The sequence below is a fragment of the Streptomyces sp. NPDC001941 genome (genome assembly GCF_040296945.1).
GTDB lineage: Bacteria > Actinomycetota > Actinomycetes > Streptomycetales > Streptomycetaceae > Streptomyces.
The window spans coordinates 280,052-298,668 of record NZ_JBEOYE010000001.1 but is presented as its reverse complement, the minus strand read 5'-3'; the positions used below and the strand labels follow the sequence as shown (position 1 = coordinate 298,668).

18 protein-coding genes and 1 tRNA gene are annotated in these 18,617 nt (G+C 73.0%); 11 read left to right on the top strand and 8 right to left on the bottom strand.

Annotated elements, in window-relative coordinates; all coding sequences use genetic code 11:
- Window positions 1-143 precede the first annotated feature (143 nt).
- From ABT160_RS01315 to ABT160_RS01305, 3 genes are all read left to right on the top strand, one after another.
- A complete protein-coding gene (locus tag ABT160_RS01315; protein ID WP_351641976.1) occupies window positions 144-1,811 on the top strand; it encodes an alkaline phosphatase D family protein in 1,668 nt (555 codons plus the stop codon).
- 195 nt (window positions 1,812-2,006) lie between these two features.
- On the top strand, window positions 2,007-3,941 hold the full coding sequence (locus ABT160_RS01310; RefSeq protein ID WP_351642227.1) for an FAD/NAD(P)-binding protein: 1,935 nt from the start codon (window positions 2,007-2,009) through the stop codon (window positions 3,939-3,941).
- 61 nt (window positions 3,942-4,002) lie between these two features.
- Window positions 4,003-4,467, top strand: coding sequence for a DoxX family protein (locus ABT160_RS01305; RefSeq protein ID WP_351641974.1), 465 nt, complete (start codon window positions 4,003-4,005; stop codon window positions 4,465-4,467).
- A gap of 83 nt (window positions 4,468-4,550) precedes the next feature.
- Here the strand turns inward: ABT160_RS01305 and ABT160_RS01300 are convergent, their stop codons facing one another.
- The gene (locus tag ABT160_RS01300) at window positions 4,551-4,766 is read right to left on the bottom strand and encodes a hypothetical protein (protein ID WP_351641972.1); all 216 of its coding nucleotides are present in this window, start codon (window positions 4,764-4,766) and stop codon (window positions 4,551-4,553) included.
- A 194-nt stretch (window positions 4,767-4,960) separates the two neighbouring features.
- On the opposite strand from ABT160_RS01300, the gene ABT160_RS01295 reads away from it, so the two are divergent.
- On the top strand, window positions 4,961-5,599 hold the full coding sequence (locus ABT160_RS01295) for a DedA family protein (RefSeq protein WP_351641969.1): 639 nt from the start codon (window positions 4,961-4,963) through the stop codon (window positions 5,597-5,599).
- Window positions 5,600-5,626: 27 nt separating this feature from the next.
- On the opposite strand, the gene ABT160_RS01290 is transcribed toward ABT160_RS01295, so the two are convergent.
- The 4 genes from ABT160_RS01290 to ABT160_RS01275 all read right to left on the bottom strand — a co-directional run bounded on the left by ABT160_RS01290 (window position 5,627) and on the right by ABT160_RS01275 (window position 8,487).
- Window positions 5,627-5,851, bottom strand: a complete 225-nt coding sequence (locus tag ABT160_RS01290; RefSeq protein ID WP_351641967.1) for a DUF2277 domain-containing protein — start codon at window positions 5,849-5,851, stop codon at window positions 5,627-5,629.
- Between the two features lie 11 nt (window positions 5,852-5,862).
- Window positions 5,863-6,075 (bottom strand): FmdB family zinc ribbon protein, encoded by a 213-nt coding sequence (locus ABT160_RS01285; RefSeq protein WP_351641966.1) that lies wholly within the window; start codon window positions 6,073-6,075, stop codon window positions 5,863-5,865.
- 148 nt (window positions 6,076-6,223) lie between these two features.
- Entirely contained in the window at window positions 6,224-7,600 is a 1,377-nt protein-coding gene (locus ABT160_RS01280) for a hypothetical protein (RefSeq protein WP_502984138.1), read from the bottom strand.
- Window positions 7,601-7,692: 92 nt separating this feature from the next.
- Window positions 7,693-8,487, bottom strand: coding sequence for a DUF4097 family beta strand repeat-containing protein (locus ABT160_RS01275; RefSeq protein ID WP_502984147.1), 795 nt, complete (start codon window positions 8,485-8,487; stop codon window positions 7,693-7,695).
- A 178-nt stretch (window positions 8,488-8,665) separates the two neighbouring features.
- On the opposite strand from ABT160_RS01275, the gene ABT160_RS01270 reads away from it, so the two are divergent.
- The 6 genes from ABT160_RS01270 to ABT160_RS01245 all read left to right on the top strand — a co-directional run bounded on the left by ABT160_RS01270 (window position 8,666) and on the right by ABT160_RS01245 (window position 12,862).
- A tRNA-Val gene (locus ABT160_RS01270) sits at window positions 8,666-8,740 on the top strand.
- Window positions 8,741-9,069: 329 nt separating this feature from the next.
- Entirely contained in the window at window positions 9,070-9,246 is a 177-nt protein-coding gene (locus ABT160_RS01265; protein WP_351641961.1) for a hypothetical protein, read from the top strand.
- 542 nt (window positions 9,247-9,788) lie between these two features.
- Complete coding sequence (locus tag ABT160_RS01260) at window positions 9,789-10,292, top strand: hypothetical protein (protein ID WP_351641959.1); 504 nt, start codon at window positions 9,789-9,791, stop codon at window positions 10,290-10,292.
- A 67-nt stretch (window positions 10,293-10,359) separates the two neighbouring features.
- Window positions 10,360-10,992, top strand: coding sequence for a hypothetical protein (locus ABT160_RS01255; RefSeq protein WP_351641956.1), 633 nt, complete (start codon window positions 10,360-10,362; stop codon window positions 10,990-10,992).
- 116 nt (window positions 10,993-11,108) lie between these two features.
- Window positions 11,109-12,167 (top strand): HNH endonuclease, encoded by a 1,059-nt coding sequence (locus ABT160_RS01250; protein WP_351641954.1) that lies wholly within the window; start codon window positions 11,109-11,111, stop codon window positions 12,165-12,167.
- 77 nt (window positions 12,168-12,244) lie between these two features.
- Window positions 12,245-12,862, top strand: coding sequence for a DedA family protein (locus ABT160_RS01245; protein ID WP_351641952.1), 618 nt, complete (start codon window positions 12,245-12,247; stop codon window positions 12,860-12,862).
- Window positions 12,863-12,899: 37 nt separating this feature from the next.
- Here ABT160_RS01245 and ABT160_RS01240 read toward each other — a convergent pair whose 3' ends face one another.
- The 3 genes from ABT160_RS01240 to ABT160_RS01230 form a co-directional block, all read right to left on the bottom strand.
- Window positions 12,900-13,703, bottom strand: a complete 804-nt coding sequence (locus ABT160_RS01240) for an HAD family hydrolase (RefSeq protein ID WP_351641950.1) — start codon at window positions 13,701-13,703, stop codon at window positions 12,900-12,902.
- Window positions 13,700-16,264: a phosphoribosyltransferase gene (locus tag ABT160_RS01235; RefSeq protein WP_351641948.1), complete on the bottom strand. Its 2,565-nt coding sequence runs from the start codon at window positions 16,262-16,264 to the stop codon at window positions 13,700-13,702. Before ABT160_RS01235 ends, ABT160_RS01240 begins: the two co-directional genes overlap by 4 nt.
- A 65-nt stretch (window positions 16,265-16,329) precedes the next feature.
- On the bottom strand, window positions 16,330-17,493 hold the full coding sequence (locus tag ABT160_RS01230; RefSeq protein WP_351641946.1) for an HpcH/HpaI aldolase/citrate lyase family protein: 1,164 nt from the start codon (window positions 17,491-17,493) through the stop codon (window positions 16,330-16,332).
- 207 nt (window positions 17,494-17,700) lie between these two features.
- Between ABT160_RS01230 and ABT160_RS01225 the strand changes: the two genes are divergently transcribed.
- Window positions 17,701-18,534, top strand: coding sequence for a TerD family protein (locus tag ABT160_RS01225; RefSeq protein WP_351641944.1), 834 nt, complete (start codon window positions 17,701-17,703; stop codon window positions 18,532-18,534).
- The last annotated feature ends 83 nt before the right edge of the window (window positions 18,535-18,617 follow it).

Genomic DNA, 18,617 nt, shown 5'->3' with positions numbered 1-18,617 from the left:
GGCCCCGTCCCGTGACCAAGGGCACAGGCCCCCGGCGTCGGGCCCCGCGCAGGACCGCCCGTCCCGGACCCCCTGCGCCGGAACCGCCCCGCCCGCCCCCTTCGTTTCCGTACCGTACGTACGAACGACGGAGGGGGCCTCTCATGGCGGCGGGACTGCGGCTCGGACCACTTCTGAGGTACGTCGACTGGGAGCGCGGCGACCGCGCGACCGTCTGGGTGGAGGCCGACCGCCCGTGCGCCGCCGAGGTGCGCGCGGGCGCGGCGGGCGGCAGCACCCGTACCTTCCAGGTCGCCGGGCACCACTACGCGCTGGTGCCGGTGACCGGCCTGGCGCCGGGCAGCTCCACGCCGTACGAGGTGCTGCTCGACGGGCGCCGGGTGTGGCCGCCCGCCGACCCCGAGGAGCAGGCCGGGTTCCCGGCGAGCACCATCCGCACCCCGCGGGTGCCCTCGCACGAGGCCCGGATCACCTTCGGCTCCTGCCGCTGGGCCGCCAAGCCGCAGGGCGAGGCGCACGACCCGGTGGGGCCCGACGCGCTGGACACCCTGGCCCTGAAGCTGCTGTCCTCGCCGGACGCCGACCGGCCCGACGTGCTGCTGCTCCTGGGCGACCAGGTGTACGCGGACGAGACCTCCGAGGCCACCCGCCGCTGGCTGGCCGCCCGCCGCGACCTGCGCGACGCCCCGGGCGCGGAGGTGGCGGACTTCGAGGAGTACACCCGGCTGTACGACGAGTCCTGGCGCGACCCCGAGGTGCGCTGGCTGCTGTCCTCCGTACCGAGCTGCATGATCTTCGACGACCACGACGTGATCGACGACTGGAACACCAGCGACGCCTGGGTCGCCGACATGCGCGCCACCCCGTGGTGGCGCGAGCGGGTGCTGAGCGGCCTGATGTCGTACTGGGTCTACCAGCACCTGGGCAACCTCTCCCCCGACGAGCTGGCCGCCGACGAGGTGTACGCGGCGGTGTGCGCGGCGCCCGACGGGACGGACGCGCTGCGGGCGTTCGCGGCGGCGGCCGACGAGGACCCGCGCCGGGCCCGCTGGAGCTACCGGCGCGACTTCGGGCGCACCCGGCTGATGATGATCGACTCGCGGGCCGCCCGGGTCCTGCGGGAGAGCGAGCGCGCGATGCTCGACGAGGACGAGGCCGCCTGGGTGCGCGAGCAGGTCCTGGACGAGGCGTGCTCCTACGACCACCTGCTGCTCGGCACCTCGCTGCCCTGGCTGCTGCCGCCGCTGGTGCACGACGCGGAGAGCTGGAACGCGGCGCTGGCGCGCGGCGGCCGGGGGCGGCGGTGGGCGCGGTTCGCCGAGTACCTGCGGCGGCGGGCGGACCTGGAGCACTGGGCCGCGTTCCCGGCGTCGTTCTCCTGGCTGGCCGCGCTGATCCGGGAGGCGGGCAGCGGCCCGGACGCCCCGGCGACGGTGTGCGTGCTCTCCGGGGACGTCCACCACGCGTACGTGGCCGAGCCCGAGTGGCCCTCGCGCGGGCCCGACGCGCACGTGCTGCAGCTGACCTGCTCGCCGGTGCACAACTCGGTGCCGCGCTCGATACGGCTCGGCTTCCGGTTCGGCTGGAGCCGGGCGGGGCGGCGGCTCGGGCGGGCGCTGGCCCGGCACGGCGGGGTGCGGCGCCCCCCGGTGCGCTGGCGGCGCACGGGCGGCCCGTGGTTCGGCAACCAGCTGATGACGCTGACGCTGCGCGGGCGCGGGGCCGAGCTGGGCCTGGAGCAGGCGCGCGCGACCCGGGGCGGCGCCCGGCTGCGGACGGTGGAACGGCGCACGCTCAGCCGCCGGCGCTGAGGGCGGCGCCGGAACTCCGCGCCCGGTCGGGCGGGGCCCGAGGCTTCCGGGACGGGGCCGGTTCGGCGGGATCCGCGGCTTCCGGGAAGGGGCCCGTGGGGCGCCCGCGGGCGCATGTGAAGCCCGCGTGACCATCCCAACCGCAAAGTGTGAAGCTCCGGCCAGAGGTTCGTTCTCGAAGGCGGCGGCGGCATGATGTGCCGGACGATCACCGTCCAGCGCCGAACGCTCCCGGGAGTCACCACCTTGTCGTCTGCACCGATAGCCCTGGTCGGCGCGGGTCCGCGCGGCACCTCCGCCCTGGAGAGGCTCTGCGCCTCCCTGCCGACGCTGGCCCCGGACACCCCGCTGACCGTCCACGTGGTCGACCCCAGCCCGCCCGGCGCGGGCCGCGTGTGGCGCACCGACCAGCCCGCCGAGCTGCTGATGAACACGGTCGCCTCGCAGGTCACGGTGTTCACCGACGCGAGCGTGCGGTGCGCGGGCCCGGTCCGCCCGGGGCCGAGCCTGTACGAGTGGGCCGCCGCCGGGGCCGACGAGCGCCTGGGCCCCGACGACTACCCCACCCGCGCCCAGTACGGCCGCTACCTGGAGTGGGCCTTCGCCCGTACGGTGGCCACGGCGCCGGACGCCCTCACGGTCCGCGTCCACCGCGCCCGGGCGGTCCGGCTGACCGACGAGCCGGGCGGCCTTCAGGCGCTCGACCTGGACGACGGGACCCGGCTGCGCGGCCTCGGCGCGGTCGTGCTCGCCCAGGGCCACCTGCCCGCCCGGCCCGGCGCCGAGGTGGCCCGGCTCTCGGCGTACGCGGTCCGGCACGGGCTGCGCCACTTCCCGCCGGCCAACCCCGCCGACCTGGACCTGGCCGCGGTCCGCCCCGGCGAAACGGTCCTGCTGCGCGGGCTCGGGCTCAACTTCTTCGACCACATGGCCCTGCTCACCACCGGCCGCGGCGGCTCCTTCGTCAAGGGGCGGCACGGTCTGGCCTACCGTCCCTCGGGCCGTGAGCCGCGGCTGGTCGCGGGCTCGCGGCGGGGGGTCCCGTACCAGGCGCGCGGCGACAACGCCAAGGGCGCCTCGGGGCGGCACGAGCCGCTGCTGCTGACGCCGGGGGTGATCGCGGCGTTCCGCGAGCGCGCGGCGGCGGGCGACCCGCCTGACTTCCTCGCCGACGTCTGGCCGCTGGTGGCCCGCGAGGTGGAGACCGTCTACTACGAGGCGCTGCTCCCGCCGCACCGGGCGCGGGAGTTCCGGCGCGCGTTCCTGGACGCCGCGCCCGGAGACGTACATGACATCCCGGCCAGATTCGGCCTGCCGGAATCGGCCCGCTGGTCCTGGGAGCGGGTCACCCGCCCGCACGGCAGGGCGGCGTTCGCCTCCCCCGCCGAGCACCGCGCGTGGCTGCTCGGGCACCTGAGACGGGACGCGGCACAGGCTGCCCTGGGGAACGTGGCGGGCCCGCTCAAGGCGGCCCTGGACGTCCTGCGGGACCTGCGCAACGAACTGCGCCTGATCGTGGACCACTCGGGGCTCAGCGGCTCCTCCTACCGCGACCACCTGGACCGTTGGTACACACCAATGAACGCGTTCCTCTCGATCGGGCCGCCGCGCCGGCGCGTCGAGGAGATGGCCGCGCTGATCGACGCGGGCGTGCTGGACGTCGTCGGTCCGCGCCTCACCGTCCGCGCGGAGGACGGCGCGTTCACCGCCCACTCGCCCGACGTCCCCGGTTCGGCGGTGCGGGCGACCACCCTCATCGAGGCCCGGCTGCCGGAACCGGACCTTCGGCGCAGCGGTGACGAACTGCTCGGCCGGCTGCTGCGCGGCGGCGCCTGCCGACCGCACTCCGTGGGCGGCTACGAGACCGGCGGGCTCGACGTGACGGCCCGCCCGTACCGCATGATCGACCGTCACGGCAGGCCCCACACCAGGAGGTTCGCGCTCGGAGTGCCCACCGAGGGGGTCCACTGGGTGACGGCGGCGGGCGCCCGCCCGGGCGTCGACTCGGTCCTGCTCTCGGACACCGACGCGGTCGCGCGGGCCGCCCTGCTGGCCGCGACCGGGGCGCAAACGGAATCCCCGGCGGAAAGTAACCGACAACTAAATGTTGAACTTGCAAGCATAGATTAGGCGTGCCTAACCTTGAGGCTCTCATCGGTTCACGTCCCCAACCGAAGGAGCCACCCCCCTCATGCGTACCCTCACCCACCGCCTGAACCACGCACAGCCGTACGCCGTCGGCCTGTTCCGCGTCGTCGTCGGCCTGCTCTTCGCCTGCCACGGCGCCGCCTCGCTCTTCGGCGTCCTGGGCGGCGGCCCCGGCGGCGGCACCGTCGCCGCCGGCACCTGGCCCGGCTGGTACGCCGCGGTCATCCAGCTGGTCGCCGGCCTGCTGGTGCTCGTCGGCGCCGGCACCCGCGTCGCCGCCCTCGTCGCCTCCGGATCGATGGCGTACGCGTACTTCAACGTGCACCAGCCCGAAGCCCTGTGGCCGCTGCAGAACGGCGGCGAGGCCGCCGCGATGTTCAGCTGGGTCTTCCTGCTGCTGGTCTTCACCGGCCCGGGCGCGTTCGCCGTGGACGGCCTGTTCGCCGGGCGCGCCGCGTCGGACACCGAGCGGGAGGCCGAGGAGCGCAAGGCCACCGTCATGGCCTGACGCACACCGGTACGGGAAGGGGCCCGGGCGCGAGACGCGCCCGGGCCCCTTCCCGTACTCCCGTACCCCCGCGTCCCGTGGACTCAGACGCCCCACAGCGAGACGTCACCGAGGACCACGCCGTGCGGGTCGTCCAGGGGCGCGGCGGACGCGGGCGCCGCGGGCCCGCCGAGCAGGACGGCGAACAGGACGGCCGGCGCGGCGGCGAGGGTGACGGCGAGCCCGGCCGCGAGGCGCTCGCGGCTCACCGCCCGCGCACCCGGCCGCACGGTCGGCCCTGCGTCTGCACCAGACACCATCTGCCACTCCTCACGCTCTGCCTCCCCCCTGTCACTCCTCCCAGACTGCCCCCATCCGGCGTGAGGTGCACGACATCACCCCACCCCGGGCGGCGGGCTCCCCCCTCACAGGCGTACGCTGTATAGCTGTTCAAGCCGCCCCTGCCGCTCCCCTGCGACGTCGCGGCGTTGTCACGTAACACCGGGGAGTCAAGGTGCTCGATAGCGTGGGGTCGCTGACCGGCAGCCCATGGATCTACGTCGTGGTGGCGGTCTCCGTCGTCCTCGACGTCTTCCTGCCGGTACTGCCCAGCGGCGTCCTGGTGATCACGGCCGCGACGGCCGCGGCCGCGGGCTCCACGAGCGTCGTCGACGGCCAGGTCGCCCACGACGCGCCCTCGCTGCTGGTCCTCGCCCTGTGCGCGGCCACCGCCTCGGTCCTCGGCGACCTGGTGGCGTACCGCCTCGCCTGGCGCGGCGGGGAGCGCCTGGACCGGGCCATCGCCCGCTCGCGCCGCCTGACCAGCGCGCAGGAACGTCTCGGCAGCGCGCTCGCCAAGGGCGGCGGCGTCCTGGTCGTCATCGCCCGCTTCGCCCCCGCCGGACGCTCCGTGGTGTCCCTGGGCGCCGGGGCGGCCCACCGCAAGGTGAAGGAGTTCCTGCCCTGGTCGGCCCTGGCGGGCGTGGCGTGGGCGGGCTACAGCGTGGGCCTGGGCTACTTCGGCGGCCAGTGGCTGGGCGCGGGCTGGTTCGGCGCGGCGGTCTCGCTGGTGGCGCTGTTCCTGGCGGGCACGCTGGCGGCGTACGTGATGCGGCGCCCGGCGGCGGAGCCCGCGGCGGTCACGGCTTCCTGAGGCACCGGAGCGCCGAACCGGGGATCGTCACTTCCGGGCCCCCGCCCCCCGCACCTCGATCCCTTCGAGCAGCTTGCGGGTGGCCTCGGCGACCTCGTCGACGGCGCGCTCGAAGACCTCGCGGTTGTGCGCGGCGGGCGCGCGGAAGCCGGAGATCTTGCGTACGTACTGGAGGGCGGCGGCCCGGACGTCGTCCTCGGTCGCCTCGTGGTCGAGGAGCGGGGGGCGGAGGGTCTTGATGCTGCGGCACATGCCGTCAGTGTTCAGCCGCAGCAGCCCCCGCCGCAACAGCCGCCACCGCCTCCGCCCCCACCCGCGGCGGGAGCGGCGGACCCGCCGACGGCGACGGCGGACAGCAGCTTGACGGTGTCCTCGTGCCCGGCGGGGCAAACGGCCGGGTCGCTGGACTGGGCCATGGGCCTGCTGACCTCGAAGGTGTCACCACAGGACCGGCAGCGGAACTCGTAACGGGGCATGGGGCCACTGTAGGGGGCGCGGCGCGGGGGCCGGGCCGGGGCGGGAGAAGCCGGCCCGGGCGGGGGCGGGGGAAGCCGACCCAGGCCGGGACGGGACAAACCGGGCCCGAGCGGGGTCCCCCTTCCCTCTGGCTAGCTGGCTAGCGGGCTAGCGCCCCTGACCGCCCCGGTCCTCGCGGATCGCGTCGACGACGCGGGAGGCGGCGTCGCGCACGGCCTCGGTCTCGGTGAGGAAGTGCCAGTAGTCGGGGTGGCGCCCCTCCAGACCGGCGACGGCGCGCTCGAGACGGGCGACGGCGGCGTCCAGGGGGCGGGCGTGGCGCGGGTCGGGGGTGTGGCGGCCGGTCATGGCGAGGCGCTGGGCGTCGCGGAGCGCGAACCGGGTGCGCTCGATCTCGGCCTGGGGGTCCTTGGAGACGGCGTTGAGGCGCTGGAGCCGGTCACCGGCGGCGGACACGGCCTCGTCGGTGGAGTTGAGCAGCGCGCGGACGGTGGTGAGCAGGGCGGTGGCGTCGGGCCAGCGCTGCTCGTCGCGGGCCTTCCCGGCCTCGGCGAGCTTCTCCTCGGCCTGGCGCACGCTGCGGGCGGCCTGCTCGGGGACCTGCTGGAGGTCCTGCCAGCAGGCGGCGCTGAAGCGGCGGCGCAGCTCGCTGAGGACGGGTTCGACGCCGGAGGCGCGGTTGGCCAGGGCCTGGGCGCGGGTGCGCAGCGAGACCAGGCGCTTGTCGGTCTCGGCGGCGCGCTCGGGGAGCCGCTCGGCCTCGGTGCGTACGGCTTCGGCCTCGCGCAGCACGCGGTCGGCGCGCTGGAGGGTCTCGGGCACGCCGTGCTGCCCGGCGCCCTGGTTGAGCCGGGTCAGCTCGGGGCCGAGGGCGGCGAGCCGGGCGGCCAGGTCGTCGGCGCGCAGCCCGGCGCCGCGCACCGCGTCGAGGGCGCCACTGGCACCCCGCAACGCCTGCCGGGCCCGCTCCACGGCGGGCGCGAGGCGGGCGAGCTGGGTCTCGGCGGTGTCGAGGAGCGGCCCGAGGCCCTGGGCGAAGCGGTCGAGCTCGCCCTTGACCCGTACGAGCTCGTCCTTGGCCCGGTCCAGTTCGGTACGGGCTCGGGAGGCGGCCCCGGCCTCCAGCTCGTCGCGGTCGAGGTCGTGGGCGTCGACGGCGGTGATGTAGGCCCCGCTGACCTCGTCGATGCGGCGCCCGAGGGCCTCGAAGTCCTCGACGGCGCGGCGGGCGGCCGGGGAGGAGTCGACGGCGGTGATGGTCTCGATGGAGATGCGCAGGTCGCGCTGGGCGGTGTCGAGCTCGTAGAAGGCGGCGGCCGCGGCGTCCTTGGCGGCCTGCGCCTCGGCGCGCTGGTTCTCGGCGCGCCCGCCGAACCAGCGCCGGGTCCCGCCACCGGTGTACGAAGCGGCCAGCACGCCGACCGCGAGGGGCACGGGCGCCACGACCATCACGGCCAGCTCGCCCACCCCCCGCAGGAACCCGACGACACCCAAGCCCGCGCCCCCAGCGTGTGTCGCCGCCACATCCCTCTCCCGCGCCGTGTCCGTCGTGCCCGGTCCATTGTCCCACCAGGGACTGACGAACACACGGCCCGGTCGGTTCACACGTCACACGGTCAGTTCACACCGCGGACGGCGACCGTCCCGTTGTCGCTGCGGGCCTTGACGACGTGGGCGCTGGCGGGATCGGTGGGGACGTCGACGCGCACGTCGCCGTTCTCGCTGCGGGCGTCCACGGCGTAGGGCCCCTTGCCCGGCAGCTCGACGAGAACCTCACCGTTGTCACTGACGACATCCACACTCCGCGGAGGAGCATCGAACCGGAGCCGTACCTGCCCGTTGTCGGCATTGGCGACGACGGAGGACGGCGACGACTTCTCCACGACCACCTGCCCGTTGCCGCTGTCGAGCCGGAGGGCCCCGGTGACGTCGCGGACGGTGACGCGCCCGTTCTCGGAACGCAGCCCGAGGTCGGTGTCGAACCCATGGGCGAGAACGTCCCCGTTGCCGTCCTCGACATCCACGGCGACGCCACGGGGCACCTTGACGACGTGCGAGGCCTGGCAGTCGGAAGCGACGCCATCGCAATCGACGTCGAGGGTGAGCACGCCCTGCTCCATCTTCCACACGGCATGCGGCCCACTGCCGAAGACGACCCACCCGTCGACCTGCCGGCTGACCTCGACGTCCTTCACGTCGGCGGCCATGACCTCGACACGCGAGTTCCCGCTCTTCACACTGAGCTTCTTCCCCTCCAACGCGAAGGACTTGCGCTCCACGGGAGCGGAGTCGACATCGGTACTGCCGCACCCGGCGAGGGCGAGCGAGGCGAACACGACCCCGCCGACGACAACGGCAGTACGGACACGGAAACGGACACGACCCACGCTCACAACGACGAACCCCCCGATCAACCAGCACGGCACCCACCGCACCCCGAGAGCCTACGACCGCCCCCGCCCCACCACGATCCGGCAACCCACAGCACGGGGGTGGGGCTATCCCCCGGCCGCCCCCACACGGCCCCGCCCCACCGGAACGGGTTTGCGGCACCCACCCATGGTCCATGTAAGCTTTTGCCTCATTCCCGGGTGCGTAGCTCAGGGGTAGAGCGCTGCTCTTACAAAGCAGATGTCGGCGGTTCGAAACCGTCCGCGCCCACCAGTAGTGCTTGGCAGGTCATAGGCAGTTCGAGGCCCCTTCGTAGAGATCGCGAAGGGGCCTTCGCCGTGCTCGGAATCCACATAGGGTCCACAACCCCGACGATCAGGGGGCCGGTCTTGCACCGTTCCGTGTGGGGCGCAGGCCAGAGAGCGTCGAGGGCCGACCAGACGTTGCTGGCGGGATGAGGCGAGCCCGGCAGCAGAGGCGGACACCGCCGACGCACCCCACGCCGTACCCCCGACGTGACCCGTACGCGCCTACCCGGGCGGCCAGCGCTCCTGGGACCATGCCCTGTTCCGTCCACGGCGATCCGTACGCAGGAGGGGCACATGACGCAGTCGAAGTGCGGAGCACCCACCCAGAGCGGCAAGCGGTGCCAGAACAAGGCCGTCATCGGCACCTCACGGTGCTCCAAGCACCAGGGCGCCTGGTCCGCCTACGGGGTGCAGCAGCGCAAGAAGAAGGAAGCCGAGGCCAAGATGAAGAAGATCCGCAAGAAGCGGTGAGCCCCGGCGCCGGGCTGCTCGGCTGACATCCACAGCTGACATCAACCGGGGTGGACCGGGCCGTTCCCCGGTGCCCGCGAGCACGGCCCTCACCGGGCGTCGGCAGCACCACCGCGCCCCGCCGGGCGAGCTCACAAAGCAGATGTCGGCGGTTCGAAACCGTCCGCACCCACGAGCACGGACCATCCAGAACACCGAAATGGCGATCTGGATGGTTCGTCACGCCCACGGCCGTATCAGTGGTCGCCATCGATACGTCGTGACCATGCCTGCATCAGCCCTATGCCCACCGCAGCCCGTACGCGCGACGGAGGGCTCCTTGGCGTAAGCCTGTGCTTCGCCGTACTCCCGTGAAAGATCTTTTCTCGCCTGCAAGCCGCAGCGCTCGGGCCTCTGGGCTTCTACAGGCCAGGGGCGGATGGATGTCGCCATCAGTGATCCAGGTCGACCTACACCAAGGCCGAGCACGCCACAGTGCGGCATCGTTCATGTGGTCGATCAGACATGGGGTCTATCCAGAAGAGGCTGAAGGGGGAGGGTCCATGGGCGAGACTACACAGAGCGTTCGCTTAATTGCCCAGCACGCCAGCAACGTTCATTGGGTACGGGAGCTGCCTGAAAAAGCCACGCTTCGAGATCGCTTCCGCCGCTGGGTGTACCCCGAAGAGTACCAATTCGACAAGGAAGCCCGGCCTCCCAAGCCTTGGGTCGATCGGCCGGCAGGACACTACGAGAGGACTGGTTGGCGCATTCGTGCGGCCTACCACGCGGACGAACTGGCCTTCGAGGTCGAGTACGTGGTCTGCCATCCATGCCGGATCGCCTGGGTTGAGTCACCGCACACCTACGAGGAGTACAGACGGTGCGGACTGGCTGCTGCCGCTTTAGCGGCCCTCAGGGAGGCTTATCCCGACGCCCAATGGCACACAGCAGGCGGTCACTTCCGTGAATCCGAGCCCTTTTGGACCAGGGTCGGTCAGGGTGTCGCGGGCGAATACGCACAACGTGAACGTTGCCACCACATCGAACCGCGGCGCGCGCGGTGAACGGACACCAGCCGACGAGTTACCCTCACCGTCAACCTCTCCTGGCCCCGAAGGGCGAGGTCGACGGATGAGCGACTGGAGCGAACTCGCAAGTCAGGCAATCAGCGCTCTGATGGGAACCCTTGCCGGTGGCGCCATCACCATTCTGGTCGCGCGGTGGCAGACGGCACGGACCATCCATGCTCAGGCGCAACTCGCAGCCTCACAGCAGTCCGCCACTGCCACCCTGGCCCGCAGTGAGTGGACCCAGCAGCGCGCTGCTGAAGCAGCCCAGCAGCTCCTGGAGCGGCTTGCGACCTTGTACTCGTGGCTGCCGTCTCTGCCGGACCTCGACTTGGACCAGCCACAGTTCAGCATCGAGGCCCGAACCAAGTGCGGCACAGCCGTTGAATCGCTTCGCCATGGCATGCAGACTGAGCTGCTCTCCATCCCAAATGACCAAGTACGCTTCCGTTACCGCACGTTGGTGAGGCTCTGCTACGACGTGGGATACCGGAGGGTTGGGCACGAGAATCGCGCTCGCCAGATTCGAGACGTACGCGCCTACCTCCGATACGTTCAGCTCACGCTGGAGGCCGTGATCGACGCCAAACCCGCCCCGGCTGACTGCCCACCGCCGGCTTTGGACCGCAGCGACTCCGAAAGCTGGGTGCCGCCCGCGACCCCTTGGTACTGGCAGGACCCTGCTGACAACTGCTGAAGGCCTTCGGCCGCAACCCCCGCCGATCATGACGGGGGTATTCCGCATCCGCTGCGTCCACGTCCATGGGCAGGAGCGCACGACTCACTGTCAGTGGCAGCCCTTACCCTTCCGCCATGCGCAAAGGTGCGATCAGCCAGCAGGACATTCTCAAAGCCATAGAGGAGTGCGACGACTTGGGCCGGGAGCGGTTTCTCTCGGAGTACGGGTACAAGCCTGCAACCGGGTACCTCCTCGTCCATGAGGGGCGGACGTACGACTCGAAGGCCATCGCCGGCGTGGCCCACAAGTTCGGTCAGGGCCGGGCTCTGAGGCCGGACGAGTTGAGTGGTGGGAGGTCGCACGCTGCGAGGTGGCTCAGGCAACAGGGGTTCCTGATCCGTGCGGCTCGGAGCCCGGACTGGACGCGCGACGAGATCATCCTCGCCTGTGACCTGGCGAGGTCCAACGGGTGGAAGCGGCTGGAGTTCGATGATCCGCGCGTGATCGAGCTGTCCGCTCTGCTGCGGACCATGCCGATCCATCCTGAAGAGGTCAGGAACGAGTTGTTCCGGAACCCCAACGGCGTAGCCCGCAAGACCGTCGACATCACCTGCCGGCACCCGGACTACTCGGGGAAGCCCACCAATGGCAACGCCCTCGATGTCGAGGTCCTTCATGACTTCCTCGCGCGCCCGGCCGAGATGGCGGAGGTGGCCCAGCGCATTCGACTCGGCCTCGTCGCCGGTGAATTCGAGGATCTGCCCGCGGAGACCGAGGAGGACAGCGACTACAGCGCCCCCGAAGGCCGGCTCCTCGTGCGCCGGCACCAGGCCCGTGAGCGCAACAAGGGGCTGCGCAGGAAGAAGATTGCGTCCGTACTCAAGAGCGGAGGGCACCTGGCGTGCGAGGCGTGCGGGTTCGACTTCGAGGCGGTCTACGGTGAACGCGGTGCCGGGTACATCGAATGCCACCATGTGATCCCGCTGCACGAGGCAGGCGAGGGGCGGACCAAGCTCAGCGATCTCGCCCTCATATGCGCCAACTGTCACCGCATGGTGCACCGACGCGCGCCATGGCCGAGCCCCGCGGAGCTGCGGGCCTCCATGGAGCAGAAGCATGCAGATGACGCACGCGCAGCGACGATCGTGGCGCAGCCGCACAGGCCTGGCACAGCCGCACGGGACGACAACTGAGTCGGTGCGCAGCTGGTAAGAGGGGTCCACGCCCCGGCTTCAGCCCCCCTTCAGCCGGCGGTCCCTACCGTGGGCGCATGGAACGCTGGATCAACGGCCTCATGGACGTGCTCGGGGCTCCCGGGGCCGGGCTCGCCATCGCGTTGGAGAATCTCTTTCCGCCGATCCCCAGTGAGGTCATCCTGCCGATGGCCGGGTTCGCGGCCGCCAGTGGGCGGATGGGGCTGGTCGCCGCGTTGTTGTGGACCACCGCCGGGTCCGTCGTCGGGGCGTTCGCGCTGTACGGGGCCGGGGCGCTGCTCGGGCGGGAGCGGACCGTCGCGATCGCGGCGAAGCTGCCGCTGGTGAAGGTCAGTGACATCGAGCGGACCGAGGCCTGGTTCCTGCGGCACGGGACCAAGGCCGTGTTCTTCGGGCGGATGGTGCCCGTCTTCCGCAGCCTCGTCTCGGTGCCCGCCGGGGTCGAGCGGATGCGGCTGCCGGTGTTCCTGCTGCTGACCACCCTCGGCAGCGCCCTGTGGAACACCGTGTTCGTGCTGGCCGGTTATCTGCTCGGCGACAACTGGGAGCAGGTGACGGGGTACGTCTCCGTGTACTCGACCGTCGTCCTCGTCGTCGCCGTGGCCGCCGTCCTCGCCTTCGTGGCCGTCAGGGTGTTCAAGCCGGGGTCGGGGGTGCGGAGGGGGCGGGGGTGAGCAACCCCCGCCCCGCCTCAGGGGTTCCCCGGTCGCCTCAGGTGCAGGCTCCCAGGAAGCCGCGGAGGATTTCCTCGCCCGCTGCCACTCCGCGCTCGGCCAGTACCTCCACGTGCGGGGCGCGCCAGTCGGTGTCCGCCAGTTCGCCGTGGCCCGGGCGCCAGGCCCGGTCGGCGGCCAGCAGCAGGTCCGCGTCCAGGAGCGAGTCCCCCGCGGCCAGCGTGAGTTCGGCGTCCGTGCGGCGGGCCACCTCGCGCATCGCGGCGCTCTTGGTGAGCGGTACCGGCACGGCGTAGATCTTGCGGCCCTGGAGCGAGACCTGCCAGCCGCGCGGTCCCGCCCAGGCCGCGAACTCCGCCACCCAGTCAGACGGCAGCGCCTCCCGGTCCACGACCAGGTACGCGAACAGGTCCTCCGCCACCCGCTCCTTCAGCAGCCACAGCGGGTCCGCCCGCTTGACCAGTTGCTCGCGGACCTCCGCGAGCGAGGCGCACTCGTCCGCGAGGCGGGCGTCCACCGCGCGCCGCCAGGACGGGTCCGGTTCGCCGTCGACCAGGAGCTGGCCGCCGTTGGCGCAGATCGCGAACCTCGGCGTGGGGCACGGGAGTTGGATGCGCTCGTACTGGGCGATCGTGCGGGTGGTCGTGGGGACGAAGACGGCCGCCCGGGCCAGCTCCTCGAGGAGGCCGGCCGCCGCCTCGGTCATGAAGGAGAGCGGCTTGCTGTCGTACACCTCCACGCTCAGCAGCCGTGGCGCCTCCGCGTCGGGGCCGGCCAGCGCGAGCGCGGCCGTGGAGTAGATCAGCGTACGGTCCAGGTCGCTGGCGACGAGCACGCTCACGGGGTCTCCACCGCCCGGCCGTCGGCGCCGGTGGCGCCGCGGGTGTACTTCGGGTGGATCAACCCCACGCAGGTGTACGGGAGTTCGTCGACCTCCTCGACGGGCACCCCGCGCTGCGCGGCCAGCAGCCGCACGTGGTCGAGGTCGGCGCCCGCGCCGCGCCGGGACAGGATCTTCCAGGGCACCCGGCGCAGCAGGACGCGCGTCGTCTCGCCGACGCCCGGCTTGACCAGGTTGACGTCGTGGATGCCGTACTCCTCGCTGATCCGCTCCACCGCGGCCCAGCCCTCCCAGCTGGGCGTCCGGTCGGCGCCCAGCAGCTCCTTGACCTCGGCGTCCACCGCGTCCGCGACCGCGTCGAAGTGCGCCGACACCGCGTCGAGGAACTCCACGGAGACGTCCGCGCCGGACAGCTCCCGGTAGAACTTGGCGCCGTGGAAGTCGTCCGCCCCGACCAGGTCGGCGCGGAGCACAGTGCGCGAGATCAGGCCGGAGACGGTGGAGTTGAGGCAGGCGGACGGGATGAGGAAGTCCTCCCGGGTGCCGTAGGTGCGCACGCAGGAGCCGGGGTCGGCGAGCACCGCGATCTCCGGGTCGAAGCCCTCGAACTCCGCGAGTGCGGCGGCCAGTTCGCGGGTGATGGCGCCCTTGCCGGTCCAGCCGTCCACGAAGACCACGTCGGCCGGGTCGTGGTGGTCGCGCAGCCAGCGCAGCGCGTTGGCGTCGATGCCCCGGCCGCGCACGATGGACACCGCGTAGTGCGGCAGGTCCAGGCCGTGGCGCCGCTGGGCCCAGCGGCGCATCAGCACGCCGACGGGCGTGCCCGCGCGGGCCAGCGAGACCAGGACCGGGCGCGGGGAGCGCTCGGCGAGGACGGTCTCGGTGACGGTCCCCACGGCGCGCGCGATCCGGGCCGCCGAGGTGTCCAGGGCGGCCCGGAAGAGCTCCTGGTACTGCGCGCTGGGCTGGTACTCCACCGGCAGCGACTCGGCGTAGTGCGCGCCGCCGCTCTGGATGGCCTCCTCGCGCTCCTCGGTCGGGGCCTCGAGTTCGACGTCCGAGAGGTCCTGGAGCAGCCAGCCGACCTCCTCGGGCGCGTACGAGGAGAACGCGGGTCCGCGCAGGGGCTCGGGCAGCATGGGGGCCCTTTCATCGGATGCGGAGGCGGCAGCTGAGGCGCGGGGCGCGGAGGAGGCGAGGGGCCCGGAGGAGGCAGTGGGCGCCAACGAGGTGGTGGGCCCGGAAGCAGTAGCGCGCCCGGCGGGGGCGGAGGTGGCAAGCCCAGTGGCAGGCGTGGTGCGCCCGGCGGGCTCGGCGGGCTCGGCCTGAGGGACGTACGACGGCACCACCGCGAGCACCACCCGCGGCACCTGCGCCGCCAGCGCGGCGAGCAGGCCGTCCGGGGCGTGCAGCTCGGGGGTGTCTCCGGCCGAGTCGACGACGGCGAGGACCGCGTCGAAGCCGGCGCCCGCGACGTTGTAGGCGTACCGGTCGCCGGGGCCGTCGGCCGGGCGGTCGTGGGCCGGGAAGACCAGCCGGGTGCGTATCGCGTAGCCGGGGTCGTCGACGGCGAGGACCGGGGAGCGGGTGGTGGTGGAGTACGCGACGTCGTGGCCGGCCTCCTCCAGGGCGGTGGCCAGCCGCAGCGGGGCGTACATCAGCTCCTCGTTGCCCAGGACCAGGATCCGTCCGGCGGCCGGGAGCTCGGCGGCGAGCTGCTCGGCCAGGCCCGGCAGCGCGGCCTCCAGGCGCTCGCGGTGGGCGGGGGCGAAGCCGTGCCGGCCGCCGTCGGGGACGCCCGCGGGCCAGTCGAGCCGGGCCCTGACCACGGCGCCGCGCGGGGCGCGGGGGCGGGGCACCGGGGTGTCGTACCGCTCGACCAGGGCCCGGCCGCGCTCCAGGACGCCGTCGGGGAGCGCGACCGTGCCGTGCGCGGCGGCGACGAGGTCGACGCGGGCGCCGATCTCGCGGGCGAACGCGGTCAGCCGGTCCCGGTCGGCGGGCGCGCGCATGTCGACCAGGGCGACGATCACGTACCGTCCGCGCGGATGGCGCTCGTGCAGCGCGCGCACGGTGTTGAGCACGGTGTTGCCGGTGGAGAACTCGTCGTCGACCAGGACCAGCGGTCCGTCGCCCGCGAACAGCGCGGGGTCCTCGGGCAGCAGCAGGTGCGAGGTGGCGTGCGAGTGGGACTCCTCGAAGCCGCCGGCCGTGGCGACGCCGGGCACCGGGCGGCGGGTGGAGTGCAGGTAGGGCGCGATGCCGAGGCCGTCGGCGACGCTGTGGCCGAGGCCGGTGGCGGTCTCCGCGTACCCCAGCACGACGGCGCGGGCGCTCTCGTCCTCGCCGAGCAGGGCGCGCACCCGCACGCCCAGGTCGTACCCGGCGCGCCGGACCGTCGAGGGCCGCTGCGGGACGTGCTTGCCGAGCACGTTGGAGACCAGCAGGTGCGCGCGCTTGGGGTTGCGGCGCAGGGCGAGGCCCAGGAGGTCGCGCAGTCCGCCGTCACCGACCAGTTCCACGCCCAGTCGCTCGGCGACCCACGTTCCCGTCCACTCCACGTCGTGCCTCTTCTTCCTCGTCGTCCTCGTCGTCGCGGCGCGTGCGCGCCGCTCGTGCGGCCGGCTCAGCCGGCCAGGCCCGCGGTGAGCAGCTCCACGAAGCCCACGTCCTCGCGCGCGACGCCGAAGACCTCGGCGCGGCGCAGGGTCCGCTCGGCCCAGGCGCGGTGCGGCTTCACCTCGTTCATCTTGTTGGTGTACGCGGAGCGCAGGACGCCTCCGCCGCCCCGCTCCGGCCGCAGGATGTCCCGGGCGTCGCTGTACTCCTCGTGGCTGACCACGGACAGCGCGTGCACGGGCAGCACGTGCGACGGGTGGATGCAGGTCTTGCCGGTCAGGCCGTTGGCCCGGTCCAGCTCGATCTCGCGCAGCAGCCCGTCCAGGTCGTGCTCGATCAGGGCGGTGCGCAGTTCGTCGGCGCGCAGCTCCATGAAGGGGCTGCGGCGCAGCTGGGGCTTGAACATGCGCTCCTGGAGGCGGAAGTACTCCCAGACGGGCCCGGTGATGGTGAAGCCGGTGCCGTCGGAGCGGCCCAGGACGTTGACGACGTCGCCGATGACGGAGGCGACGATCTGGACGTCGTAGGCGGTCATGTCGGAGGATCTGCGCAGCCCGTAGGCGGAGCAGAAGTCGGTGACGCCCAGGCGCAGCGCCAGGACGCGGTCGCGGTACTTCTCGACGGCGTCGGCGATGCCGGCGAGCGTGCTGGGGCGGGTCTGGAGGTGGAGCAGCTCCGGGGACTCCAGGACGGGCATGGCGAACAGCCGGCGCCCGACGGCGGCCTCGGCCGCGGCGAGGGCCTCCAGGAAGGGGACGCCGCGCTCCTCGGTGAACTTGGGCAGTACGAATCCGGACAGCAGCCGCACGCTGTCAGCCAAGCGCCGGACCAGGTCCGTGATCTGTCCGGGGTACCGCACCCGGATGAACAGCAGGGGAACCTCGCGGCCGCGCGCGGCGAGGTCGGCGAACTGGCGGACCAGGTTCTCCTCGGCGCCCTCGACCTCGGCGTCGTCGATGGAATCCTCCAGGCAGAGGACCATGGAGACCACGCCGCGGGCGGCCTGCTTGAGGACGTCGTCGGCGAGCCCGGGGCGGGTGGCCGGGCTGTACAGGGTGGCCCCGAGGGCGGCCGCGAGGACGTCCGCGGGGGAATCCGCGGTGAACTCGGCCGGCTCGCGGTGGAAGAGCCCGGCGCGGGCCGCAGCCGGGATGTGCCCGAAATGACGCATTCAAATCCCCCGAACTGACTGCTGGGCCGTGTCGACATGTGGCCGGTAATAGTACGTAGAGAGAGGTGTCAAGAGTTCCCCAAGAGCATGAAATCCAGGTAACCCGGCTGTCGAGTCCCACGCCCCGCGTCCTCGGGGCGGACCCGTCATCCGGAGTGCCGCACCCCGCGTTGTCCGGGGCCGGGCCCGCGAGGCAGGATGACGTTCATGACGCACGCCATGCTCAAGGGCTCCAACGTGCCGCTCGACGCGGCGGCCGTACGGGCCGTGCTGCGCTGGACCCCCGGCCCCGGGGTGCCGGACGTGGACGCCTCCGCGCTGCTGCTGGGCGCCGACGGGCGGGTGCGCTCGGACGAGGACTTCGTCTTCTACAACCAGCCGCGCCACCCCTCGGGGCTGGTGCGCCGGCTGCCCAAGAAGCGCGTCACCGAGGGCCTCACCGACACCGTCGAGGCGGACCTGTCGGCCCTCGACCCCTCGGTGGACCAGGTGGTGCTCGCGGCGTCCTCGGACGGCGACACCTTCCGCCGGGTCCAGGACCTGCGGATCCTGCTGTACGACGCCGGGTCGGCCGGGTCCGAGCCGCTCGCGGTCTTCGACGTGACGGCGGAGACCGGCGAGGAGACCGCGATCATCTGCGGCGAGCTGTACCGGCGCGGCGAGGGGTGGAAGTTCCGGGCGGTCGGCCAGGGCTATCCGACCGGCCTCGTCGGCCTCGCCACCGCGTTCGGCATCTCGGTGGACGAGTCGGCCGCCGACGGCGACGCGGACGCGACGCAGCCGGGGCCGCAGGCGCAGCCCACGGGGCACCAGCCCGCCGGCGCGGGGGTGCCGCCGATGCCCGCGCAGCCGCCCGCCCCGGCCTCGTACGGCTATCCCCAGCCCTCCTCGGGCGCGGGGCACTCCGGGTACGGCTACCCGCAGCAGGCGCCGCAGGGGCGGCCCGGGTACGGCTACCCTCAGCCGGCCGCGGCGGCGGCCCCGGCACCCGACCCGAACTTCCGGCTGCCGCCGATGGGCCCGCAGTTCGTACGCCCCTGAGGATGCCCCTGAGGACGTTCCCCCGGGGCCTTCCGCGGGGCCTTCCGCCGGCTCCTGCGCAGACGCTCCCGGGGACGTTCCCG

Excerpts from the sequence above, each read along its gene's own strand:
- ABT160_RS01315 (WP_351641976.1), top strand. The coding sequence starts at position 144 with ATGGCGGCGGGACTGCGGCTCGGACCACTTCTGAGGTACGTCGACTGG.
- ABT160_RS01310 (WP_351642227.1), top strand. The coding sequence starts at position 2,007 with ATGTGCCGGACGATCACCGTCCAGCGCCGAACGCTCCCGGGAGTCACC.
- ABT160_RS01305 (WP_351641974.1), top strand. The coding sequence starts at position 4,003 with ATGCGTACCCTCACCCACCGCCTGAACCACGCACAGCCGTACGCCGTC.
- ABT160_RS01300 (WP_351641972.1), bottom strand. The coding sequence starts at position 4,766 with ATGGTGTCTGGTGCAGACGCAGGGCCGACCGTGCGGCCGGGTGCGCGG.
- ABT160_RS01290 (WP_351641967.1), bottom strand. The coding sequence starts at position 5,851 with ATGTGCCGCAGCATCAAGACCCTCCGCCCCCCGCTCCTCGACCACGAG.
- ABT160_RS01285 (WP_351641966.1), bottom strand. The coding sequence starts at position 6,075 with ATGCCCCGTTACGAGTTCCGCTGCCGGTCCTGTGGTGACACCTTCGAG.
- ABT160_RS01265 (WP_351641961.1), top strand. The coding sequence starts at position 9,070 with ATGACGCAGTCGAAGTGCGGAGCACCCACCCAGAGCGGCAAGCGGTGC.
- ABT160_RS01260 (WP_351641959.1), top strand. The coding sequence starts at position 9,789 with ATGGGCGAGACTACACAGAGCGTTCGCTTAATTGCCCAGCACGCCAGC.
- ABT160_RS01255 (WP_351641956.1), top strand. The coding sequence starts at position 10,360 with ATGAGCGACTGGAGCGAACTCGCAAGTCAGGCAATCAGCGCTCTGATG.
- ABT160_RS01250 (WP_351641954.1), top strand. The coding sequence starts at position 11,109 with ATGCGCAAAGGTGCGATCAGCCAGCAGGACATTCTCAAAGCCATAGAG.
- ABT160_RS01245 (WP_351641952.1), top strand. The coding sequence starts at position 12,245 with ATGGAACGCTGGATCAACGGCCTCATGGACGTGCTCGGGGCTCCCGGG.
- ABT160_RS01230 (WP_351641946.1), bottom strand. The coding sequence starts at position 17,493 with ATGCGTCATTTCGGGCACATCCCGGCTGCGGCCCGCGCCGGGCTCTTC.
- ABT160_RS01225 (WP_351641944.1), top strand. The coding sequence starts at position 17,701 with ATGACGCACGCCATGCTCAAGGGCTCCAACGTGCCGCTCGACGCGGCG.